The organism is Solibacillus sp. FSL K6-1554 (assembly GCF_038005185.1).
GTDB lineage: Bacteria > Bacillota > Bacilli > Bacillales_A > Planococcaceae > Solibacillus > Solibacillus silvestris.
Map to the genome: position 1 here is coordinate 964,825 of NZ_JBBOSS010000001.1, position 22,869 is coordinate 987,693.

At 40.2% G+C, this 22,869-nt stretch carries 21 protein-coding genes and 1 other annotated feature; all 21 genes read left to right on the plus strand.

Annotated elements, in window-relative coordinates; all coding sequences use genetic code 11:
- The first annotated feature begins 25 nt into the window (after positions 1 to 25).
- The 21 genes from ftsZ to carB all read left to right on the plus strand — a co-directional run bounded on the left by ftsZ (position 26) and on the right by carB (position 22,868).
- Positions 26 to 1,189, plus strand: coding sequence for a cell division protein FtsZ (gene ftsZ / locus MHB58_RS04605; protein ID WP_008403391.1), 1,164 nt, complete (start codon positions 26 to 28; stop codon positions 1,187 to 1,189).
- 317 nt (positions 1,190 to 1,506) lie between these two features.
- On the plus strand, positions 1,507 to 2,328 hold the full coding sequence (locus MHB58_RS04610; protein WP_008403390.1) for a sigma-E processing peptidase SpoIIGA: 822 nt from the start codon (positions 1,507 to 1,509) through the stop codon (positions 2,326 to 2,328).
- Between the two features lie 13 nt (positions 2,329 to 2,341).
- The gene (sigE, locus tag MHB58_RS04615; RefSeq protein ID WP_008403389.1) at positions 2,342 to 3,052 is read left to right on the plus strand and encodes an RNA polymerase sporulation sigma factor SigE; all 711 of its coding nucleotides are present in this window, start codon (positions 2,342 to 2,344) and stop codon (positions 3,050 to 3,052) included.
- Between the two features lie 90 nt (positions 3,053 to 3,142).
- Complete coding sequence (gene sigG / locus MHB58_RS04620; RefSeq protein ID WP_008403388.1) at positions 3,143 to 3,913, plus strand: RNA polymerase sporulation sigma factor SigG; 771 nt, start codon at positions 3,143 to 3,145, stop codon at positions 3,911 to 3,913.
- Positions 3,914 to 4,034: 121 nt separating this feature from the next.
- Positions 4,035 to 4,274 carry a PRC-barrel domain-containing protein gene (locus MHB58_RS04625; RefSeq protein ID WP_008403387.1) on the plus strand — a complete coding sequence of 80 codons (240 nt, stop codon included), beginning with the start codon at positions 4,035 to 4,037 and terminating at the stop codon, positions 4,272 to 4,274.
- A gap of 75 nt (positions 4,275 to 4,349) precedes the next feature.
- Positions 4,350 to 5,018: a YggS family pyridoxal phosphate-dependent enzyme gene (locus MHB58_RS04630; RefSeq protein WP_340734775.1), complete on the plus strand. Its 669-nt coding sequence runs from the start codon at positions 4,350 to 4,352 to the stop codon at positions 5,016 to 5,018.
- Positions 5,019 to 5,029: 11 nt separating this feature from the next.
- A complete protein-coding gene (locus MHB58_RS04635) occupies positions 5,030 to 5,566 on the plus strand; it encodes a cell division protein SepF (protein WP_008403385.1) in 537 nt (178 codons plus the stop codon).
- 22 nt (positions 5,567 to 5,588) lie between these two features.
- Positions 5,589 to 5,849, plus strand: coding sequence for a YggT family protein (locus tag MHB58_RS04640; RefSeq protein WP_008403383.1), 261 nt, complete (start codon positions 5,589 to 5,591; stop codon positions 5,847 to 5,849).
- 199 nt (positions 5,850 to 6,048) lie between these two features.
- Positions 6,049 to 6,837 carry a YlmH family RNA-binding protein gene (locus tag MHB58_RS04645; RefSeq protein WP_340734776.1) on the plus strand — a complete coding sequence of 263 codons (789 nt, stop codon included), beginning with the start codon at positions 6,049 to 6,051 and terminating at the stop codon, positions 6,835 to 6,837.
- A gap of 95 nt (positions 6,838 to 6,932) precedes the next feature.
- Positions 6,933 to 7,478 (plus strand): DivIVA domain-containing protein, encoded by a 546-nt coding sequence (locus MHB58_RS04650; protein WP_008403380.1) that lies wholly within the window; start codon positions 6,933 to 6,935, stop codon positions 7,476 to 7,478.
- A gap of 66 nt (positions 7,479 to 7,544) precedes the next feature.
- Positions 7,545 to 7,767 (plus strand) — a binding site (T-box leader).
- A gap of 237 nt (positions 7,768 to 8,004) precedes the next feature.
- A complete protein-coding gene (ileS, locus tag MHB58_RS04655) occupies positions 8,005 to 10,770 on the plus strand; it encodes an isoleucine--tRNA ligase (RefSeq protein ID WP_014824538.1) in 2,766 nt (921 codons plus the stop codon).
- Between the two features lie 91 nt (positions 10,771 to 10,861).
- Complete coding sequence (locus MHB58_RS04660) at positions 10,862 to 11,578, plus strand: AzlC family ABC transporter permease (protein WP_014824537.1); 717 nt, start codon at positions 10,862 to 10,864, stop codon at positions 11,576 to 11,578.
- Positions 11,575 to 11,901 carry an AzlD domain-containing protein gene (locus tag MHB58_RS04665; RefSeq protein ID WP_014824536.1) on the plus strand — a complete coding sequence of 109 codons (327 nt, stop codon included), beginning with the start codon at positions 11,575 to 11,577 and terminating at the stop codon, positions 11,899 to 11,901. The genes MHB58_RS04660 and MHB58_RS04665 overlap by 4 nt, the downstream gene beginning before the upstream one ends.
- 269 nt (positions 11,902 to 12,170) lie before the next feature.
- Complete coding sequence (gene lspA, locus MHB58_RS04670; protein WP_014824535.1) at positions 12,171 to 12,647, plus strand: signal peptidase II; 477 nt, start codon at positions 12,171 to 12,173, stop codon at positions 12,645 to 12,647.
- On the plus strand, positions 12,647 to 13,549 hold the full coding sequence (locus tag MHB58_RS04675; RefSeq protein WP_008403374.1) for an RluA family pseudouridine synthase: 903 nt from the start codon (positions 12,647 to 12,649) through the stop codon (positions 13,547 to 13,549). The genes lspA and MHB58_RS04675 overlap by 1 nt, the downstream gene beginning before the upstream one ends.
- A gap of 724 nt (positions 13,550 to 14,273) precedes the next feature.
- The gene (gene pyrR, locus MHB58_RS04680) at positions 14,274 to 14,855 is read left to right on the plus strand and encodes a bifunctional pyr operon transcriptional regulator/uracil phosphoribosyltransferase PyrR (protein ID WP_269454588.1); all 582 of its coding nucleotides are present in this window, start codon (positions 14,274 to 14,276) and stop codon (positions 14,853 to 14,855) included.
- A gap of 22 nt (positions 14,856 to 14,877) precedes the next feature.
- The gene (locus MHB58_RS04685; protein WP_008403372.1) at positions 14,878 to 16,176 is read left to right on the plus strand and encodes a solute carrier family 23 protein; all 1,299 of its coding nucleotides are present in this window, start codon (positions 14,878 to 14,880) and stop codon (positions 16,174 to 16,176) included.
- Between the two features lie 247 nt (positions 16,177 to 16,423).
- The gene (locus tag MHB58_RS04690) at positions 16,424 to 17,341 is read left to right on the plus strand and encodes an aspartate carbamoyltransferase catalytic subunit (RefSeq protein ID WP_014824534.1); all 918 of its coding nucleotides are present in this window, start codon (positions 16,424 to 16,426) and stop codon (positions 17,339 to 17,341) included.
- A complete protein-coding gene (locus tag MHB58_RS04695; protein ID WP_008403370.1) occupies positions 17,304 to 18,578 on the plus strand; it encodes a dihydroorotase in 1,275 nt (424 codons plus the stop codon). The genes MHB58_RS04690 and MHB58_RS04695 overlap by 38 nt, the downstream gene beginning before the upstream one ends.
- Positions 18,578 to 19,678, plus strand: coding sequence for a glutamine-hydrolyzing carbamoyl-phosphate synthase small subunit (gene carA, locus MHB58_RS04700; protein ID WP_340734777.1), 1,101 nt, complete (start codon positions 18,578 to 18,580; stop codon positions 19,676 to 19,678). Before MHB58_RS04695 ends, carA begins: the two co-directional genes overlap by 1 nt.
- Entirely contained in the window at positions 19,671 to 22,868 is a 3,198-nt protein-coding gene (gene carB, locus MHB58_RS04705) for a carbamoyl-phosphate synthase large subunit (protein ID WP_340734778.1), read from the plus strand. The genes carA and carB overlap by 8 nt, the downstream gene beginning before the upstream one ends.
- Position 22,869: the final 1 nt, after the last annotated feature.

The window sequence follows — 22,869 nt, forward strand, 5'->3', positions numbered from 1 at the left end:
ACGTGAACAATTAGGAGGAGAAGAGATGTTAGAATTTGAAACGGATGTTGAACAATTAGCCGTTATTAAAGTAATCGGCGTTGGCGGAGGCGGTAACAATGCCGTAAACCGTATGATTGAACATGGTGTACAAGGTGTAGACTTTATCGCTGTTAATACAGATGCGCAAGCTTTAAATCTATCAAAAGCTGAATATAAACTACAAATTGGCGGTAAATTAACACGTGGACTTGGTGCAGGTGCAAACCCTGAAGTAGGAAAAAAAGCTGCTGAAGAAAGTCGCGAACAATTGGAAGAAGTATTACGTGGTGCCGATATGGTATTCGTAACTGCCGGTATGGGCGGTGGTACTGGTACAGGTGCAGCACCGGTAATCGCTTCAATCGCACGTGATTTAGGTGCATTGACAGTAGGTGTTGTAACACGTCCGTTTACATTTGAAGGCCGTAAACGTCAAACTCAGGCAATCGGCGGTATTACTTCAATGAAGGAAGCGGTTGATACTTTAATCGTTATTCCAAATGATAAGTTACTGCAAATTGTAGATAAATCAACACCGATGCTTGAAGCGTTCCGTGAAGCCGACAATGTATTGCGTCAAGGTGTACAAGGTATATCTGACTTAATTGCAACACCTGGTTTAATTAACCTGGACTTTGCCGATGTAAAAACAATTATGTCTGATAAAGGTTCGGCATTAATGGGTATCGGGATTGCAGCAGGTGAAAACCGTGCAGTAGAAGCAGCTAAAAAGGCAATTTCTTCTCCATTACTGGAAACATCTATCGATGGAGCAAAAGGTGTTATTATGAACATTACAGGCGGAACGAACTTAAGTTTATTTGAAGTTCAGGAAGCGGCCGATATTGTACAGCTTGCTTCAGATGAAGAAGTAAATATGATCTTCGGTTCGGTAATTAACGATAACTTAAATGATGAAATTATCGTAACGGTAATTGCAACAGGTTTCTCGGATGACTTTATTATTCAAAAGCCACAGCCTGTACGTCCATCAATCGGTGCTCGTCAACAAGCTGCAACAAGCTCAACTCAACAGCAACAACAGCAGCCTGTACGTTCACAAGATCCAGTGCAGCAAGAAGCGCCACGTCAAACACAACAAACAAACTATCAGCAGGACGATGCATTGGATATTCCGACATTTTTACGCAACCGTCGCAATCGCTAATAGTACAAGTTTTCATAATATGAAAAACGATTATTTACATTTTTATGTGAATAATCGTTTTTTTTTAGTGTAAGAGATTCTTAAGAAATGTGTTGCTTTGTGCATGTATTGGAGTGAAAAGAGCTGAATAAATTTTGTGCATCTTATCGGAACTTCCTCATATCCCCTTGTTACACCTTAACTTTCCTGCCACCAACTTTTTGTCGATTGGATTTGAATAGCGTAACTATATGTCATACGATTCTTCCAAATTTATGCAACGGTTAGACAAAAATCTCTAGGGAGCTTTGATAATCTTATTTACAGGAGGACAATACATGTATGCAGAGTGGATTCTTTTAATGAACTTTTTAATGAATCTCGTACTACTAAAATTTACCGCAACTATAACATATACCATCATTCCAATTTGGAGATTACTATTAGGTGCCTTTTGTAGTGCGCTGATCGCTGTGTTATTTATAGGAAACATATTCATGTTGCTTGTAAGTTTCATCGTACTACTAGGGATTGCCTTTTCATTTAAATGGAAAATTTTTCGCGAACAAGGGAAGTGGATTGTAGTCGCTACTTTGCTCGCAGGTGGATTAATAACAGCAATACAACCATTTTTGCTTGCATCTCCGTTTTTCGTTTATATTTTTATATGTTTCGGCATAGTATGTATTAGTTTGACAGTGATGAAACAAGGCTGGTTTCAAAAACTGCAGAATGTTGCACAAAGTCGTTATGTAACGACAAGCAAAGTAGAACTATTTGAACATCAAATGGAACTCGTAACATATATCGATACCGGAAATGAAGCTACTGAACCTTTGAGTCAGGCACCGGTCCATTTTATATCGTTTAAATCAGTTCAATCGATGTTACCAGATGAATTTAGTGAATGTCTGCTCAAATGGAATGAGCAGGAGCCTTACTCATTGACAATGTTTTCAAAGGAAATACAGAAAAGAATACGGATTGTTCCTATTACAACGGTCCAAAAAGGCACATTACTCGTACCGGCCTTTCGTGCCACAATTGTCATTCAGAACAAGACGTATCCAAATCACTATGTTGTATTTACGAAAAATGATGCGCGATTTCCGCAAAATGCACAAATGATTGCACATGTGTTTGTCCTAACGAATTCATAAGGGAGGATCGATATTGCTTAAAAAAATTCAATCGATAATTGTAAACATACTAAGCTACTTTAGAAGAAAAAAAGGGACATACTATATAGGGGGACATGATTCATTGCCTATTCCATTAACTAGAGAAGAAGAAGTTGTCGTAGTCGAAGCATTTATGAATGGTGACTTGCATGCCAGAGATATGTTAATTGAAAGAAATTTACGTTTAGTCGTTTATATTGCAAGACGTTTTGATAATACAAGCACGCCGATTGAGGATTTAATCAGCATCGGTTCAATTGGCCTTATTAAAGCGATTGAAACATTCAATTTGGATAAAAACATTAAATTAGCGACATATGCATCACGCTGTATTGAAAATGAAATACTGATGCATTTACGAAAGACGAGCCGCATGAAAGGCGAGGTTTCCTTTGATGAACCGTTAAATGCGGATGCAGATGGCAATGAACTATTGCTTTCAGACATATTAGGGACAGAAGAACATATAATAACACTTGATGTGGAACGTAAAATTGAACGTCAGCATATGTTTAATGCCATTAATCAGCTGACACCTCGTGAAAAATATATTATGGAATGTCGTTTTGGTCTAAACGGAAAAGAAGAAATGACTCAAAAGGAAGTAGCGGACCATTTAGGTATTTCACAATCTTATATTTCAAGATTGGAGAAAAAAATTATTATGGATTTACGTGAATTCTTGAACGAACCAATTGCATAAGATGGTTAAATTTGGCGCGCATAGCGATGACCATTTCGGACAAAATGATTGAAAAGACAAAAGACAATCTAGTTCGGAAGGTGAAGTTGGATGCGTACAAAAGTCGAATTATGTGGTGTGGATACATCTACATTACCAGTACTGAAGCCAGATGAAATGAAAGATTTATTTATACGATTACAGCAAGGAGAATGGATTGTTCGAGAGCAGTTAGTTTTCTGCAATTTACGATTAGTGCTGAGTATTGTCGGCCGTTATGCCTATCGTGGCGAACAGGCAGATGATTTATTCCAAGTAGGATGTATTGGTTTATTAAAAGCGATTGATAATTTTGATTTAAAGCATAATGTTCGATTTTCAACATATGCTGTACCGATGATTATGGGAGAAATCCGCCGCCACCTGCGCGATCATCATGCATTGCGTGTGTCTCGTTCATTGCGTGATATTGCATATAAAGCGATGAAAGCGAAGGAGCAATTTATTGCGGAACATTTAACAGAACCCACAATCGAACAATTGGCACAGGCAATAGAGATGAAAAAAGAGGATGTATTGTTTGCACTTGATGCAATTCAAGACCCGATGTCACTGCAGGAACCGATCTATTCCGATGGTGGCGATGCAATCTTTATGATTGACCAAATTAAAGATAAAGTAACAGAAGAGCATTGGGTCGGCTCGATTTCATTGCAAGAGAGTATGAAAAAGCTAAATAGCAGACAAAAAATGATTATAGAAAAGCGCTTTTTCCTAGGTGAAACTCAAACGGAAATTGCTCAGTCTTTAGGAATTTCACAGGCTCAGATATCAAGATTGGAAAAGAGTGCGGTAGAATTGATGAAACGGGATTTCCGTTAAATAGATAGAAATTCTGAGGGACTGTCCAACACGTAGGGCTGTCCCTTTCATCATAATTTCATGATGTTTAAATACTTATAATGAGGTAATTGTAATTAAATAATACAGAGAGGATGGAGGAATGCGGTTTTCATCCGTTCAGGAAAAGGAAATCATTGAGGCGACAAGCGGAAAATTTATCGGTTATATTGTAGATGCGGAAGTGGACGAAAAAGAAGGTGCCATTACTGCATTTATAATTTCCCCGCCCAAAAAGTTTTACCACTTATTTCAAGGGGAAGAATTAGTTAAGAAAATTCACTTTAGTAATATACTTACAGTCGGAAAAGATGTCATCTTAGTGAAGTCACCGGATGAATAGTTCACGCTATTCATTGAAAATTAAACTATCACTTGATACAATGAGAGAAACTATTGTTGTAAAGTTGGGAAAAAAGTGACGAAAATCATAGAAAACTTAAAACAGATTCAACATCAAATAGAAATTGCAAAACAACGTGTTAATGCACAACAGACAGTCGAAATTATTGCTGTGACAAAAGAAGTAGATGTTAACCGGACAGAAGAGGCAATAGAGGCGGGTCTCATCCATTTAGGAGAAAATCGTCCGGAAGGTTTATTAAATAAGCTAGATTCGATTAACTCGGCTGTTTCCTGGCATTATATTGGTTCATTACAGACGAGAAAAGTAAAGCAAGTAATTGATCAGATTGACTATTTACATTCTCTTGATCGATTAAGCCTGGCAGAAGAAATTGAAAAAAGAGCAACAAAACGAGTGAAATGTTTCGTACAAGTAAATGTTTCCGGTGAAGAATCAAAACATGGCTTAACGAGAGAACAAGCGCTTGATTTTGTAAAGCAGCTTGAGCATTTTCCAAAAATTGAAGTAGTAGGTTTAATGACAATGGCTCCTTTTACAGAAGATGAAACGATGATTAGACAAGTGTTTAAACAGTTAAAACAATTGCAACAAGAAGTGTCACAATTGAATATTCCAAATGTACCTTGTACTGAATTATCGATGGGCATGTCAAATGACTACGAAATTGCAGTTGAAGAAGGGGCAACATTTGTTAGAATTGGAACAGCTCTTGTTGGTTAAGGAGGATTAATATGAGCATTAAAAATATTTTTGACAAGTTCTTTTATTTAGAAGAAATAGAAGAAGAATATGCTCCTGCCCAAACGCAAACAGCGCAAAAACAAGCACCAAAAGCAGTTCAAAATGAACCACAGCAATTTTACCAGGATTATGGACAAAAGCAGCAACCACAACTCATTCAAAATCGAATGAAGAAGGAGCGTAAAATGCAACAGCAACCACCACGCAATGAAGTCGTGATGCAAAATCATAACAATGTTGTGAGCCTTCAAGCTGCGTCTTCATCGAAGAATTCAAAATTAGTGTTATTAGAACCACGTGTATATGCAGAAGCACAGGATATCGCTGAACATTTAAAAAATAAACGTGCTACCGTTGTCAATTTACAGCGTATCGACCGAGATCAAGGGAAGCGAATAATCGATTTTTTGAGCGGAACAGTGTATGCTTTAGGTGGAGATATTCAGCGTATTGGAAATGATATTTTCTTATGTACACCAGAAAATGTAGAAGTATCAGGAGAAATTTCTAATTTAACGTTCGAGTAATTAAATTTTGTGAGGTAAAAACATGATTCTATTTTCAATTGTATCAACAGCATTTCTTGTTTACCGTTTTATGCTGATTGGATACATATTAATGTCTTGGGTTCCGGCACTGCAAGAATCGGCTGTTGGTCGTTTCCTGGAAACAGTATGTGAACCGTATTTAGGATTCTTCCGTAAGTTCATTCCACCAATTGGTATGATTGATATTTCACCAATTGTCGGATTATTCGCGTTAGTATTTATCGAGCGAGGCGTCTATAGCGTCCTAGCATTTTTCTTATAATCTAATTGAACTCCTGCAAATGTAGGAGTTTTCTTTATTTACGTTTGTTTAGTTGTTATGAATTAAGGTTATTAATAATTAATGGACCTGTATGTGTAACAGCATTAAAATGCAGGTTATTTATACATAAAATAAAAGTTTAATTTAATTGAAATATGGAGAAATTAGTAACACAGTTTAGAAGAAAGTAGGAATTGTGATGGAGCATTTAATCCAACATTTTCGTAAAGATGAACAACCTTTTATTGAACAAGTCATTGGATGGCAACGTGAGGTAGAAGATCGCTATGCTCCAAAATTGACCGATTTTTTAGATCCGAGACAGCGTTTTATTGTAGAGTCCATTGTTCAGCAATCAGATGACCTCCATGTATTCACAGAAGGGATATTTGAAGAGGCAGAGCGCAAACGCATGCTCATTGCCCCTTCCTATTACGAGCCGGCACAAGCCGATTTTCAAATTGCCGTGTATTCATTGAATTACCCGACAAAATTTGTCCAGCTGCGCCATCCGGATGTTTTAGGTGCATTATTATCGATTGGGCTAGACCGCAGCAAGTTTGGGGATATACGACTTGCCGATAATACGGTTCAATTTGCAATTGCATCGGAAATCTCGGATTATGTGCGGGCGAATTTAACGAGTATCGGCAAAGTAAAGGTAAGTGCTGAGGAAATGGATCCGACTACACCATATATCCAAAACGAGGAGCAATGGGTCGAAAGCTCTCATACCGTTTCTTCAATGCGCCTGGATGTCGTCTTAGCGACAATCGTCAATATCTCCCGTCAAAAATCACAAAGCTTAATCAATGCCGGAAAAGTAAAAGTTAACTGGACTGTCAGGGAAGCAGTGGCGTTTGAATTGCAGGAGGGCGACATTATTTCTGCACGAGGATACGGGCGGTTGAAAGTCATCCTGACAGAAGGGCGGACAAAAAAAGATAAGATTCGATTACAAGTAGGTCGTTTAGAGCAAAAAGTATAATTTTCAACTGTTTTTTAGGAAAACATGATGTTATTCCCAAAAGAAACGTTTATAATACTTGTAAGAATGTACGTAAAAAAGGAGAGTAGAACGATATGCCATTATCACCTCTTGATATACATAATAAGGAGTTTACACGTGGGTTCCGTGGATATGCAGAAGACGAAGTAAATGAATTTTTAGATCAGATTATAAAAGATTATGAGATTGTTTTACGCGAGAAAAAAGAGCTTGAAGAAAAGATTAAGATGATGTCAGAACAGATGAATCATTACAATTCATTGGAAGACACATTACAGAAATCAATTGTTGTTGCTCAAGAGGCAGCTGGCGAAGTTCGTCGCAATTCCGAAAAAGAAGCAAAGCTCATCGTTAAAGAAGCTGAAAAAAATGCAGATCGTATTGTAAATGACGCATTGGCAAAAGCAAGAAAAATAACGATTGAAATTGACGAATTGAAAAAACAGTCGAAAGTATTCCGCAACAGATTTAAAATGTTGGTGGAAGCACAGCTTGATTTACTGAATACAGGCGATTGGGATCAGTTACTGGAATATGATGTGGACTTAACGGAAATTCAGGACCACAATCGTAAAGAAACCAATGAAGAGAACCAAAATGACGAAAATGCCGTGTATTAGTCAACGATACTTGACATTATATACAGCCTTTTCATATACTGAAAAATAATGAATAGGATGCACTTGCATCATGCTTTGACGGAGACAGTAAATTTGACATTGTGGGGTAGCGATTCGAGGATGGTGAGAGCTCGAACGAAGCAAGTTAAATCGAAAATCACTCCTGAGCTAAATAACTGAAATTCAAGTAAGTTATTTCGTAGCACACGACGTTACAGTGTCTAATGAGGCTAATTTTATTTAGCGAATTTAGGGTGGTACCACGAGACTAATGCTCCTCGTCCCTTTTTACAGGGATGGAGGGGCTTTTTTGTTTAAAAGTTCCTAAACCCCTATTGGAGCATTAAAAGCATGACAATCGATGAAACGCGGTCATTTTTGCTGAAACGTTGATTGGAATGGAGGGGAGGCGACTCCAGCGGGAATAGCGTGACGCCTGAGACTACAGGCTCAGGCCACGCCCGCGGAAAGCGTCCGTCCCGGAATGGAAATCAACACTCGATAAGATCACTAGGAGGAATTTACAATGGTAGAGTATAAAGACACATTATTAATGCCGAAAACCGACTTCCCTATGCGCGGCGGTTTACCAACAAAGGAACCGCAAGTTCAAGCACAATGGGATGAAATGGATATCAATAAGCTAGTACTGGAGCGTACAAAAGATCGTCCTCACTACTTGTTGCATGATGGCCCTCCATATGCAAACGGAGACATCCATATCGGTCACGCATTAAACAAAGTTATCAAAGATATGATTAACCGCCAAAAATCAATGTCAGGATTCCATGTACCTTATATTCCAGGTTGGGATACACACGGTTTACCAATCGAGCAGGCACTGACAAATAAAGGTGTTAAACGCAAAGAAATGTCGGTTGCAGAATTCCGTGAACTTTGTGAGAAATATGCTTATGAACAAATTGAAAACCAAAAAAGCCAATTCCGTCGTCTAGGTGTACGTGGTGACTGGGCAAATCCATATATTACATTAAAACCTGAATTCGAAGCACGTCAAATCGAAGTATTCGGGAAAATGGCAGAGAAAGGCTATATTTATAAAGGCTTAAAACCAGTCTATTGGTCACCGTCTTCTGAATCTGCATTGGCAGAAGCGGAAATCGAGTATAAAGATGTTGAATCGTATTCAATTTATGTTGCATTCGGCATTAAAGACAGCAAAGGCGTAGTACCGGCAGATGCTAAATTTGTTATCTGGACAACAACGCCATGGACAATTCCAGCAAACTTAGGGATTTCAGTTAACCCTGAATTCACTTATGTTGTCGTTGAAACAAACGGCAGCAAATATATCGTAGCAAAAGATTTACTTGAAAAGTTATCAGCAACATTTGGTTGGGAAGATGTTCAAATCGTTCAGGAAGTACAAGGTGAACAACTTGATATGATCGTTGCAGAACATCCTATTTACAAACGTGATTCATTAGTAATGGTTGGTGACCACGTAACTGCTGAAGCTGGTACGGGTTGTGTACACACAGCGCCGGGCCACGGTGAAGACGACTATCAGATCGGGAAACGCTATGGCCTTGACATTTTATCACCAGTAGATAACGGTGGCTGCTATACAAATGAAGCACCTGGTTTTGAAGGATTATTCTACGAAAAGGCAAATCCGGTTGTTATTGAAAAATTAAAAGAAGAAAATGCATTATTGCATGTTTCTAAATTTACACACTCATACCCGCATGACTGGCGTACGAAAAAACCGGTAATTTACCGTGCAACACCACAATGGTTTGCATCTGTTGAAATGTTCCGAAATGAATTATTAGATGCCGTAAAAGCGACAGAATTTACACCGGCATGGGGCGAAACTCGTCTTTACAATATGATCCGTGACCGCGGTGACTGGGTAATTTCTCGTCAGCGTGCATGGGGTGTGCCAATTCCGATTTTCTATGCGGAAGATGAAACACCGATCATCACACCAGAAACAATCGCACATATTTCAAAATTGTTCCGTGAACACGGTTCAAATATTTGGTTCCAGCGTGAAGCGAAAGACTTGCTTCCAGAAGGCTTTACACATGAAGGTAGCCCGAACGGCAAGTTTACTAAAGAGAACGACATTATGGACGTTTGGTTCGACTCAGGATCATCTCACCAAGGTGTGCTTGTAGAGCGCGGACTGAAATATCCTGCTGACCTTTATCTTGAAGGATCTGACCAACACCGCGGCTGGTTCAACTCATCATTAATTACATCTGTTGCAATTAATGGGCATGCACCATATAAAGGTTTATTAACACATGGTTTCGTATTGGACGGTGAAGGACGCAAAATGTCTAAATCACTTGGCAACACGATTGACCCGATTAAAGTAATGAACCAATACGGTGCCGACATCATTCGTATGTGGGTAGCATCTGTCGACTATACAGGCGATGTTCGTATTTCAATGGATATGTTGAAGCAAGTTTCTGAAACATACCGTAAAGTGCGTAATACATTGCGCTTCCTGCACGGAAATGTGACTGACTTTAACGAAACAACTGACCGTGTAGCTTACGAAGAATTACGTGAAATGGATCAGTATATGTACATGCGCTTACAGGATGTTGTAAAAACAATCCGTGAAGCTTATGACCGTTATGACTTCTCAACTGTATACACAACTGTAAATAACTTTGTAGCTATCGAGCTTTCTTCTTTCTACTTGGATATCGCAAAGGATGTTGTATATATCGAAGGAACAGATAATAAAGACCGTCGTGCAATGCAAACAGTTATGTATGATACATTAATGGCACTAGTAAAACTATTAACGCCAATTATTCCACATACGACTGAAGAGTTATGGAGCTACATCGAATTCGATGGTAAGCCACAATCTGTCCAATTAACAGATTTCCCTGAAGTAGTAGAACAGGCAAACTTTGCAGAACTACGTACGAAGTGGGTAAAAGTAATCGCAGTACGCAATGAAGTGTTAAAAGCATTGGAAGAAGCGCGTAATGCAAAAACAATCGGTAAATCACTGGAAGCAAAAATTTCGGTTTATGCAGATAGTGAAACAGTCGAGCTATTGAATGATGCAAACATCGATTTTGCACAGCTTTCAATTGTATCTCAATTCGTTATCGCAGGCAGTAAGGAAAATGCACCTGCAGAAGCGTTGGTACTTGATAAAACAGCGTTAGTTGTTGAAAAAGCTGATGGGGAAAAATGTGAGCGTTGCTGGACAATTTCAGAAACAGTAGGCGCAAGCGAAAATCACCCTACATTATGTAAACGTTGTGCAGATGTTGTAGAAAACTATTACGTATAAAAATCCGGAACGCTATTGCCATTTTGGCAATGGCGTTCCTTTATACCTTTTTTATTTTTTGAAAAAATAAATTATTTAGGAGTTGTACATTTTGGAACGAATCGAACAGAAGCCATTAACTCCTGATACGTTTCTGCAGGGGGTAAAAGACTGTGTGCCGACATTGCTCGGCTATATTAGTATCGGTCTTGCATTTGGTGTTGTCGGAATTGCTTCGGGAATTTCGGTATTGGAAGTATTTTTACTTTCGGTACTTGTATATGCAGGATCCGCCCAGTTTATCTTTTGTGGCCTGTATTTAGCCGGTGCCCCTGTAACGGCGGTCATTGCTACCATTTTTATCGTCAATTTACGGCACTTGCTTATGTCTTTGACTATTGCCCCGTATTTCACAAAGTATTCCACGCTGCGTAATATCGGATTCGGGACATTGCTGACAGATGAAACATTTGGTGTTTCCGTCGTTAGTGCCGGAAAAGAAGGACGTCTTGGCGGGAAGTGGATGGACGGTTTAAACATTACAGCGTATACGACTTGGATTGCGGCATGCTCAATAGGCGGCGTTATCGGGCAATGGCTGCCGGACCCGGAAAAGTGGGGATTGGACTATGCTTTGGTGGCAATGTTTGTCGCACTGCTTGTTCTGACACTTGCGAGCATTCCAAAAGAAAAATTAATGCATTACATAAAACTGATCCTCATTATGGTTATCAGCATGTACGGGATGCTTTACTTTATGCCCGGACATTTAGCTGTCCTGTTATCAACCGTAATTGTTGCAACGATTGGGGTGGCATTGGAAAAATGACAACCTCGGTAGCGATGGTATTCCTAATTTTAGGCTGCGCCCTAGTAACGTGGATTCCTAGAATATTACCGTTTATATTAGTGAAAAATATGAAGATGCCGAAAATCGTGCTGCGATGGCTTGCCTACATACCTGTTTGTATATTGTCTGCCCTTGTAATTGAAGGTTTCTTCGAGAAAGAAGCAGCGATCGTTACGGTTCATTGGCTTAATGTGATGGCGTTTATTCCTACGTTATTTATTGCTTTACTTACAAAAAGTTTATCGAAAACAGTCATTGCCGGAGTATTGACAATGGCAGGATTGCGATTATTTTTTGGTTGAAGGTTTAGAGGATTTTGAGCTTGTTTAGTTGAATGTGACTAAACAGGCTTTTTCATAATGAAATGTAGTGGCCGCTCTTTTATTAGCTAATGTGGATTAGAATGTAGAAACTTGATCACCAAAAGTAGAATCTTTAGTATGAAAAGTAGATCTTTCACCTAAAAAGTAGAAGCTGCTGCTTTTATTGTCACTTTTCACACATTAAAAATATCAGATGGTCTGATATTATGTTAAAATAGGTAAGATATATCGTAAACGGAGGATTTGCTGTGTATAAATATTACGGAATCGCAATAATTGCAGTCATTTTGGATCAATGGACAAAGTGGCTCATTGTTAAAAATATGGAATTAGGGGAACGCATCAGTGTATGGGATCCTTGGTTTGGCATTTTATCGCATCGTAACCGTGGTGCGGCATGGGGCATGTTGGAAGGACAAATGTGGTTGTTCTCAGTTGTTACAGTTGCTGTCATTATCGCCATTATTTATTTTAATCATACAGAAGCAAAAGGGAAGCCACTTTTTCATGCCAGCTTAATGCTGTTATTAGGTGGCGCGGTTGGTAACTTTATTGACCGATTATTCCGTGGAGAAGTAGTTGATTTTGTCGATGTTTATATACCGGTAATCAATTATCATTTCCCGATCTTCAATATAGCGGACGCAGCTTTGACAATTGCTGTTGTAATGCTTTTCATTACGATCATACTAGAAGAAAAAAAGGATAAGAAAAAGGTGAAATAATGACAGTAGTCACATTAACAATAGAAGAATTTGCAGGGGAACGTATCGATAAGGCACTTTCACAAATGGAAGAATCTTGGTCACGTTCGCAAATTAGTAACTGGCTGGATGAAGAACGTATTTTAGTTAACGGTGCAGCCGTAAAAGCAAAATATAAAGTGAAGCAAGGCGACGTTATTGAAGTAACGGTTCCGGAAGTAGAAGATTTGGAAATCATTCCAGAGGATTTAAATTTGGAAATCGTTTACGAAGATGCGGACGTTTTAGTTGTGAATAAACCGCGCGGAATGGTTGTTCACCCGGCACCAGGCCATGCAACCGGCACATTAGTAAATGGTTTGATGCATCATTGCAAAGACTTATCCGGCATTAACGGTGTGGCACGTCCAGGTATTGTACACCGTATTGATAAGGATACGTCCGGTTTATTAATGGTTGCAAAAAATGATGTTGCCCATGAAAGTCTTGTTAATCAGCTTGTTGAAAAATCGGTAACACGTAAGTATACGGCTTTAGTACATGGTCATATTGCGCATGAAAAAGGAACAATTGATGCTCCAATCGGCCGTGACCAGAAAGACCGTCAAAAGCAGGCAGTTGTCGATAAAGGCAAGCATGCGGTTACACATTTCCAAGTGATCGAGCGTTTCGGTGAGTTTACTTTAGTGGAGTGCCGTCTTGAAACAGGCCGTACACACCAAATTCGTGTGCATATGAACTATATCGGTTTCCCGTTAGCAGGAGATCCGAAATACGGTCCAAGAAAAACAATCGATTTCGGTGGCCAAGTATTACATGCAGGTGTATTAGGATTTATCCACCCTGTAACGAAAGAATATTTAGAGTTTGAATCACCGCTACCGGAAGATTTCAAACAATTAATAGAAGAATTACGCGGATAATTTTGAACAGCCGGCTCCTTATATAGGGGTCGGCTGTTTTTTAGTTAGGAAAGGTTTGTGGTCGGCTTTATTAGAACTATTGAAGAGGATATTAGAAAATAGTGCGGCGATATTAGAAGGTGAAGAGCTTTTATTAGAAAACGGGTGGAAATTGGTTCGAATTGAGACATTATCTTTTGCATGCAGAGGCTTTCGAGGAGCTAAAATTAATTTTATTAGAACATTTGAAGAGGATATTAGAAAATACTCAGTACATATTAGCACATTGGGGAGCTATATTAGAAAATCACGCATACTTATTTGAACAATGCGCCAATATATTAGAAGATACAGCTTTTATTAGAAGATTTAAGAATATATTAGAAAATACAGCACACTTATTAGAAAATCACTACCAATACCAAATATAAAATAAAATTCACACTTTTCAAACATTAAATTTCAGTTGTCTGACCTTCACTAAGTTAGTTGACTTATTAAATAATCAAGCCTATACTGACAACAGTGAACTACAGAACTTGACGAGAGCAAGCAGGTAGTCACAGCAAATCAAATCAATCTGAATATTGTTCACCTTTAATGGCAGTCCAGAGAGGCTGAGAAGGGATAATGTGAAGCAACGGAATTTTTGTGCGCAAAAATACCCGTGTGCAGTTTTTCAACATGACTTTTCAAACCCTCTAGAACTTTCTAGAGGGTTTTTTGTTTGAAATTTACATTGATCATACCCAGTGAACATGGAAAAAACGAAAGGAGCAGCACCATGGAAAATTTTACAGTATTACTTGATGGCCCATCGATGAACCGTGCGATTACACGAATTGCACACGAAATTATTGAACGTAACAAAGGCATTGATGAAGTGATTTTAGTCGGGATTAAAACACGCGGTGCCTATTTGGCAAGACGGCTTGCGGAAAGAATCGAATCGATTGAAGGAAAAGCGATTCGCACAGGAGAGCTTGATATTACATTGTACCGAGATGATTTAACACCTAAGCACGAGCAGGCACAGGTTAAGCAAGTTGATATTGAGCACGAAGTAAAGGAACAGAAAGTTGTGCTGATCGATGATGTTCTTTATACAGGAAGAACAGTACGTGCAGCATTGGATGCCATTATGGACTTAGGGAGACCGGCGCAAATCCAGCTTGGGGTTCTCGTTGACCGGGGCCACCGTGAATTGCCGATACGTGCTGACTATGTAGGGAAAAATATCCCGACATCAAGCGCTGAACGCATTGTCGTTAATCTCGTAGAAACAGACAAAGAAGATATTGTAACAATTCATAAATTTGAGGAATAAGTGAATACAGGGAGAGAACATCATGACAAAAGCAGTATTGGATATTCATGAAAAACCTACAGTAGGGCAGCTGATTACATTTAGTTTCCAGCACATGTTTGCCATGTTCGGATCAACAATTTTAGTACCAAAATTAGTCGGGTTAAGCCCATCCATTGCACTTTTAACAAGCGGAATTGCGACAATTATCTTTTTGATCATTACACAGTTTAAAGTACCGGCTTACTTAGGTTCATCATTTGCCTTTATCTCTCCGATTATATTAGTAGCAGGCTTATCGGAAGCAGGTGTTGCGATCAACCCTGGAAATGCAATGATCGGGGCTATGATGGTCGGTGTTGTATACGCAATCGTAGCATTATTAATCTGGAAAACAGGCTACAAATGGCTGATGAATATTTTACCGCCAATCGTCGTTGCACCAGTAATTATCGTTATCGGATTAGGGTTATCTGGCACGGCAGTCGATATGGCGATGAATGTAGACGGCGAATATAGCGGCCTTCACTTCTCGGCGGCATTGGTAACGTTAGCTACTGCGATTATTTTCACAGTATTCTTTAAAAACATTTTAAGTGCAATGCCAATTTTAATGGGGATTATCGTTGGTTATATTTATTCGGTCATCATCGGAATCGTTGACTTCACAGCTGTCAAAAATGCAAAGTTCTTCGCATTGCCGGACTTTTTAATCCCTGGTGTACACTATGACTTCCAACTTACCGGCGCAATTTTTATCGGAATGGTGCCGATTGTCATTGTGACGATTTCAGAACATATCGGCCACCAGCTAGTATTAGGGAAAGTTGTAAACCGCAACTTCATTAAAGACCCGGGCTTACATCGTTCGCTGTTAGGTGATGGCCTTGGAACATTTGCTTCAGCTTTGATCGGCGGTCCCCCAAAAACAACATACGGCGAAAACATCGGGGTTCTTGCTATCACACGTGTATATTCAGTGTATGTAATTTTAGGAGCAGCAGTTGTGGCCATTGTCGTATCATTTTCGGGTCAGCTGATGGCACTGATTGAAACAATCCCGACAGCAGTACTTGGCGGTATTTCAATCCTGTTATTCGGGATTATTGCAGCAAGTGGCTTACGTATGTTAGTGGAGAGCAAAGTAGACTTCGGAAATAACCGTAACATGGTCATTGCATCGGTAATATTAGTAGTTGGAATTGGCGGGGCGGCAATGCGCTTTACGGAAAGCTTTGCGATTGAAGGAATGGCATTAGCATCGATTATCGGTGTCATCTTGAACCTCGTATTGCCAGGTCGTGAAGTAACAGAAAAAGATATTTACGAAACAGAAGAATAAAAGAAATACCTTTTAAAGATTGTCCAGAGAGGCAAGGAAGGGTATGACATGCATGAAAGGATCATTTTTAGAATGATACCTTACCTTGTCACACCCTCCAAGCCTCGCTAATGATGATAGCGAGGCTTATTTATGACGAGATATTGTATATTTAAACAAAAAGTAGATTAAATATTCATAATGTAATAAAATAATATCAAGCTAGCATTTGCGCCGGGGCGTAATTGATATAAGCGGAGGCACTCACATGAAAAATTTATTATCGATGGAACATTTGTCAAATGAAGAAATAATGATGATTTTAAATCGAGCACAGCATTTCGAAAATGGGGGAAACCCTGTGTTACAACGCGAATTTCATGTAGCAAACCTTTTCTTTGAGCCAAGTACACGTACAAAAACGAGCTTTGAAATGGCGGAGCGTCGACTAGGATGTACGGTTATACCGTTTGATGCCGAGTTTTCCAGCACAACAAAGGGAGAAACGCTGTACGATACAGTCAAAACATTGGAAATGATCGGAATCGATGCTGTCGTTATTCGAGATAAGGAAGATGAATATTACAACGAGCTTCTAGAAGGCATCGGGTGTGCGGTCATTAATGCAGGTGATGGCGCTGGCCAACATCCTTCCCAGTCATTGCTGGATTTATATACGATCCAAAAAGAGTTCGGTCGATTTGAAGACTTGAATATTACGATCGTCGGTGATATTTCACATAGCCGTGTCGCAAAATCAAATGCCACAGCACTTACTCGATTAGGGGCAAATGTTCGATTCCTTTGTCCGCCGGCATGGGCAGGCAATTTCGAAGCGGCACATAGCTGGGATGAAGTGCTGGAAGACAGCGATGTCATTATGCTGCTGCGAATCCAGCATGAACGTCACTCCGTAAGTAAAAACTTTTCAAAAGAAAGCTACCATGCAGAGTATGGTTTAACGATTGAACGTGAACAGCGGATGAAAGAGAGGGCCATCATTATGCACCCGGCACCGGTAAACCGCGATGTGGAAATTGCGGATGCCCTTGTAGAATGCAGTCGTTCCCGCATTTTTGAACAAGTGCGGAACGGTGTATTTACACGAATGGCCATTTTAGAAACGATTTTGAAAGGAAGAGATCAATATGACAACAGTTATACAAAATGTGAAGCTACTCAATGAGGAAGGCGAATTAGTAGTTTCTACTATTGTAATAGAAAACGGCAAAATCGCTTCAATTAATGGAGACATTCCAGCTGGCGCTACGGTGATTGACGGGAATGGCCATTTCGCATCACCCGGTTTTGTCGATGTACATACCCATTTACGTGAGCCTGGCTTTGAACATAAAGAAACGATTGCAACAGGTTCTGCATCTGCAGCAAAAGGCGGTTTCACAACAATTTGTGCGATGCCAAATACAAAGCCGGTACCGGATTCAGTAGAAAATATGCAGCTCATTAACGGATTGATCAAAGAAAGTGCAGTAATCCGCGTTTTACCATATGGCTCTTTAACGAAAGATATTTCCGGAGAAGTTCGCACGAATATGCAAGAGTTAAAAGAACAGGGGGCAGTCGCTTTCTCGGATGACGGCATCGGTATTCAGCTAGCGTCGACCATGTATGAGCAAATGCAGCAGGCAGCAAAGCTCGATGCGGTTGTCGTAGCACACTGTGAAGATAATTCACTTATTTACGATGGGGTTATGCATGAAGGAAAGCGAAATAAAGAACTTGGTTTACCAGGGATTCCTTCAATTTGCGAGTCCGTACAGATTGCTCGAGATGTACTGCTGGCTGAAGCGGCTGGTGCACGATACCATGTATGCCATGTATCGACGAAAGAATCCGTACGTGCTGTAAGGGATGCAAAAGCAGCAGGAATTAAAGTGACAGCAGAAGTTTGTCCACACCACCTATTGTTAGAAGAGATGGATATCCCGTCTGATGATGCCAACTGGAAGATGAACCCGCCATTACGTGCTGCAGACGATAAAGATTCACTGCATGCAGCACTGCTTGACGGTACGATCGACTGTATCGCAACAGACCATGCGCCGCATACAGCAGAAGAAAAATGCTGCGGTATGGTTGGGGCACCATTCGGTATTGTTGGTTTTGAGACAGCATTCCCGTTATTGTATACAAATTTTGTAGAGACAGGAAAATGGACATTGAAGCAATTAGTCGACTGGATGAGTGTAAAGGCAGCCCAAATTTTCGATCTTCCATACGGAACATTGGAAGTAGGCGCTTCAGCGGATCTTGTACTAATCGATTTGGATAAAGAACAGACAATTGATGCAGAAGGGTTTGTCTCAAAAGGACGCAACACACCATTTAACGGATGGACTGCAAAAGGATGGCCGGTAGTAACGATGTTTGAAGGCAATATTGTATATCAGGAGGCAGAATAATGAAGAAGCGTTTACTAATTTTAGAAGATGGCACTGTATTTACAGGTACTGCATTTGGAAGCGACAAAGCGAGTCAAGGAGAAGTTGTATTTACTACAGGGATGACAGGCTACCAGGAAACTATTTCAGACCCATCATTTTACGGACAAATTGTTACATTAACATACCCGTTAGTCGGAAATTACGGCATTAACCGTGATGACTTTGAAGCAATTACTCCTGCAATCCGCGGTTTTGTCGTACGTGAATTGGCAGAGCAGCCTTCAAACTGGCGCTCGGATATGTCTTTAGGGGATTACTTGGCAGCGCAAGATATCCCGGGCATTGAAGGGATCGATACAAGAAAATTAACGCGCATTATTCGTACAAAAGGAGCTGTACGAGCGATTTTAACTGAAGCAGACGCCGAAGTGGATATCGCAAAGATCGTAGCTCAATTACAGGAGACACCATATATTACTCACCATGTCCGCGAAGTATCACCAAAAGCGGCATACCCGTCACCAGGACGCGGAAAACGTGTTGTGCTGATCGACTTCGGAATGAAGCACGGTATTTTACGCGAATTAAACAAGCGTGACTGTGATGTACTGGTCGTACCTTATAACACGACAGCCGAGCAAATTTTAGCAATGCATCCGGATGGCATCATGCTTTCGAACGGTCCAGGAAACCCGGAAGATGTAACAGAAGGAATCGAAACAATTAAAGGACTAATCGGAAAAGTGCCAATCTTCGGTATTTGTCTAGGGCACCAACTGTTTTCACTAGCTTGTGGCGCAAAATCGTTTAAACTGCCATTCGGTCACCGAGGCGGAAATCATCCGGTTAAAAACCTTCGTACTGGTCGCACGGATTTAACGAGCCAAAACCATGGCTATGCAATCGATATTGAATCATTAAAGAATACAGATCTAGAGTTAACACATGTCGCTTTAAATGATGGTACTTGTGAAGGGGTTCGCCATAAGAATTATCCGATTTTCACTGTGCAGTATCACCCGGAAGCATCACCAGGTCCTGAAGATTCAAACTACCTATTTGACGAATTTATCGAAATGATGGAATTCGAAGCAGCAAAGGAGAACCAATATGCCTAAACGTACAGATATAAATACAATTTTAGTAATCGGCTCAGGTCCGATCGTAATCGGTCAAGCAGCAGAATTTGACTATGCAGGGACACAAGCATGTCTATCATTAAAAGAAGAGGGCTATAAAGTAATTTTAATCAACTCGAACCCGGCGACAATTATGACGGATACTGAGATCGCAGACAAAGTATACATCGAGCCAATCAGCCTTGAATTTGTATCGCGAATTTTACGAAAAGAGCGTCCGGATGCAATTCTTTCTACATTAGGTGGTCAAACAGGGTTAAATATGGCGATCGAGCTTGATGAGTCTGGAATTTTAGATGAACTAGGAATTGAAATTCTTGGTACAAAACTGGATGCGATTCATAAAGCTGAAGACCGTGATTTATTCCGAAACTTAATGTATGAACTTGGTGCACCGGTTCCAGAGTCTGATATTATCCATAACATGGAAGAAGCGAAAGCGTTCGTTGCGAAAATCGGTTATCCGGTAATCGTCCGTCCGGCATTCACACTTGGCGGAACAGGCGGAGGAATTTGCTACAACGATCAGGACTTACAGGAAATTGTAACGTCTGGTTTAAAATACTCGCCTGTAACGCAATGTTTACTGGAAAAATCAATCGCAGGCTTTAAAGAGATTGAATATGAAGTAATGCGTGATGCGGCAGATAATGCGATCGTTGTATGTAACATGGAAAACTTTGACCCGGTCGGTATCCATACAGGTGACTCAATTGTTGTGGCGCCAACACAAACATTATCAGACCGTGAAAACCAAATGCTGCGTAACATTTCACTTGATATTATTCGCGCATTAAAAATCGAAGGTGGCTGTAACGTACAGCTTGCATTAGATCCGTACTCATTCCAGTACTATGTAATTGAAGTAAATCCTCGTGTATCGCGTTCATCTGCGTTAGCATCAAAAGCGACAGGCTACCCGATCGCGAAGCTTGCAGCAAAAATCGCTGTAGGGCTTACACTGGATGAGATTAAAAATCCTGTTACAGGTTCAACATTCGCGTGCTTCGAGCCGGCACTTGACTACATTGTGGCAAAAATTCCGCGTTGGCCATTTGATAAATTTGAATCGGCAAAACGTAACCTTGGTACACAAATGAAGGCGACTGGGGAAGTTATGGCACTTGGTCGTACATTTGAAGAAGCGATTTTAAAGGCTGTCCGTTCATTGGAAACTGGCCATGTGCATATTGAAATGAAACATGCAGATGAATTAACAGATACATGGATTGAAAAGCGTATTAAAAAAGCAGGGGATGAGCGTCTATTCTTTATAGGTGAAGCAATACGACGTGGTGTTACTGTGGAAAAAATCCATGAATGGTCTGCAATTGACATGTTCTTCTTAACGAAGCTGAAAAAAATTGTAGATATGGAAACAACATTGGCAGAAAACATTGGCAATCAGGAAGTTTTACGCACAGCGAAACGTTTAGGCTTTGCAGATAAAAAAATTGCACAGCTTTGGGAAATGCAAGAGCAAGCGGTTTATGATTTCCGTAAAGAGCATGGCATTATTCCAGTATATAAAATGGTTGATACGTGTGCGGCGGAATTCGAATCGAATACACCATACTTCTACGGTACTTACGAGGAAGAAAATGAATCGATCCGAACTGACAAACCTTCAGTTGTAGTACTCGGCTCAGGTCCGATCCGTATCGGTCAAGGCGTAGAGTTCGACTATGCAACAGTTCACTCTGTATGGGCAATTCAAGAAGCGGGCTATGAAGCAATCATCATTAACTCAAATCCAGAAACAGTTTCGACGGACTTCTCAATTTCGGATAAATTATACTTCGAGCCGTTAACAATTGAAGATGTGATGCACATTATTGATCTGGAGCAGCCAATCGGCGTAGTCGTACAGTTCGGCGGGCAAACAGCGATCAATTTAGCGGATAAGCTTGAAGCGAATGGTGTGAAAATTTTAGGGACGACACTTGAAGATATCGACCGTGCTGAAAACCGTAACAAGTTCGAAACGGCATTACAAGAACTGAAAATTCCGCAACCTCCTGGCGATACAGCAACATCAGCTGAAGGTGCGATGAAAATTGCAGAAGGTTTAGGCTTCCCTGTATTAGTTCGCCCGTCATATGTACTAGGCGGCCGTGCAATGGAAATTGTTTATAACATGGAAGAGCTTGCTCACTATATGACAAACGCGGTTGAAGCATCACCGGATCACCCTGTATTAGTAGACCGTTACTTAACGGGACAGGAAATTGAAGTCGATGCAATTTGCGACGGTGAGAATGTATTAATTCCAGGAATTATGGAACATGTTGAACGAGCAGGTGTGCACTCAGGTGACTCAATCAGTGTATATCCACCACAAAAGTTAACAGATGCTCAGAAAGAAACATTAGTAGACTATACGACTCGCCTGGCAAAAGGCCTTGGTATTGTCGGCTTAATGAATATCCAATATGTAATGAGTGAAGGTGAAATTTACGTCATCGAAGTAAATCCTCGCTCAAGTCGTACTGTACCGTTTTTAAGTAAAATTACAAACATCCCAATGGCAAATATCGCAACAAAAGCGATTCTTGGTCAATCGATTATTGAACAAGGCTATCCAACAGGGCTGGCACAAGAACAGAAAGGCGTATTCGTAAAAGTACCGGTATTCTCATTCGCAAAATTACGCCGTGTCGACATTACATTAGGACCTGAAATGAAATCAACAGGGGAAGTAATGGGGAAAGACGCTACTTACGAAAAAGCATTATATAAAGGTTTCGTAGCAGCAGGAATGGAAATTAAAACACATGGTACAATCCTGTTCACTGTATCGGATAAAGATAAAGATGAAGCAATCAGTCTGGCGAAACGCTTCTCGACAGTCGGCTACCGTATCGTAGCGACAGAAGGTACAGCAAAAACATTTGAAGCAATGGGTATTAAAACTGACGTCGTAGAGAAAATCGGCGGTAAAGGGAAGACATTGATCGATATGATTCAAAATGGTGAAGCCCAATTAGTTGTCAATACATTAACAAAAGGGAAACAGCCTGCACGTGATGGTTTCCGTATTCGTCGAGAATCCGTTGAAAACGGTGTACCATGCCTAACTTCATTAGATACAGCAGAAGCAATGCTGCGCGTAATCGAATCAATGACATTTACAGCAGAAGAAATGCCGAAAGCGGAGGTAGTACACTAAA

Excerpts from the sequence above, each read along its gene's own strand:
- MHB58_RS04625 (WP_008403387.1), top strand. The coding sequence starts at position 4,035 with ATGCGGTTTTCATCCGTTCAGGAAAAGGAAATCATTGAGGCGACAAGC.
- MHB58_RS04675 (WP_008403374.1), top strand. The coding sequence starts at position 12,647 with ATGACAGTAGTCACATTAACAATAGAAGAATTTGCAGGGGAACGTATC.
- MHB58_RS04610 (WP_008403390.1), top strand. The coding sequence starts at position 1,507 with ATGTATGCAGAGTGGATTCTTTTAATGAACTTTTTAATGAATCTCGTA.
- MHB58_RS04635 (WP_008403385.1), top strand. The coding sequence starts at position 5,030 with ATGAGCATTAAAAATATTTTTGACAAGTTCTTTTATTTAGAAGAAATA.
- MHB58_RS04645 (WP_340734776.1), top strand. The coding sequence starts at position 6,049 with ATGGAGCATTTAATCCAACATTTTCGTAAAGATGAACAACCTTTTATT.
- MHB58_RS04640 (WP_008403383.1), top strand. The coding sequence starts at position 5,589 with ATGATTCTATTTTCAATTGTATCAACAGCATTTCTTGTTTACCGTTTT.
- carA (WP_340734777.1), top strand. The coding sequence starts at position 18,578 with ATGAAGAAGCGTTTACTAATTTTAGAAGATGGCACTGTATTTACAGGT.
- MHB58_RS04690 (WP_014824534.1), top strand. The coding sequence starts at position 16,424 with ATGAAAAATTTATTATCGATGGAACATTTGTCAAATGAAGAAATAATG.
- carB (WP_340734778.1), top strand. The coding sequence starts at position 19,671 with ATGCCTAAACGTACAGATATAAATACAATTTTAGTAATCGGCTCAGGT.
- ileS (WP_014824538.1), top strand. The coding sequence starts at position 8,005 with ATGGTAGAGTATAAAGACACATTATTAATGCCGAAAACCGACTTCCCT.
- MHB58_RS04695 (WP_008403370.1), top strand. The coding sequence starts at position 17,304 with ATGACAACAGTTATACAAAATGTGAAGCTACTCAATGAGGAAGGCGAA.
- MHB58_RS04685 (WP_008403372.1), top strand. The coding sequence starts at position 14,878 with ATGACAAAAGCAGTATTGGATATTCATGAAAAACCTACAGTAGGGCAG.
- ftsZ (WP_008403391.1), top strand. The coding sequence starts at position 26 with ATGTTAGAATTTGAAACGGATGTTGAACAATTAGCCGTTATTAAAGTA.
- MHB58_RS04650 (WP_008403380.1), top strand. The coding sequence starts at position 6,933 with ATGCCATTATCACCTCTTGATATACATAATAAGGAGTTTACACGTGGG.
- MHB58_RS04665 (WP_014824536.1), top strand. The coding sequence starts at position 11,575 with ATGACAACCTCGGTAGCGATGGTATTCCTAATTTTAGGCTGCGCCCTA.
- sigG (WP_008403388.1), top strand. The coding sequence starts at position 3,143 with ATGCGTACAAAAGTCGAATTATGTGGTGTGGATACATCTACATTACCA.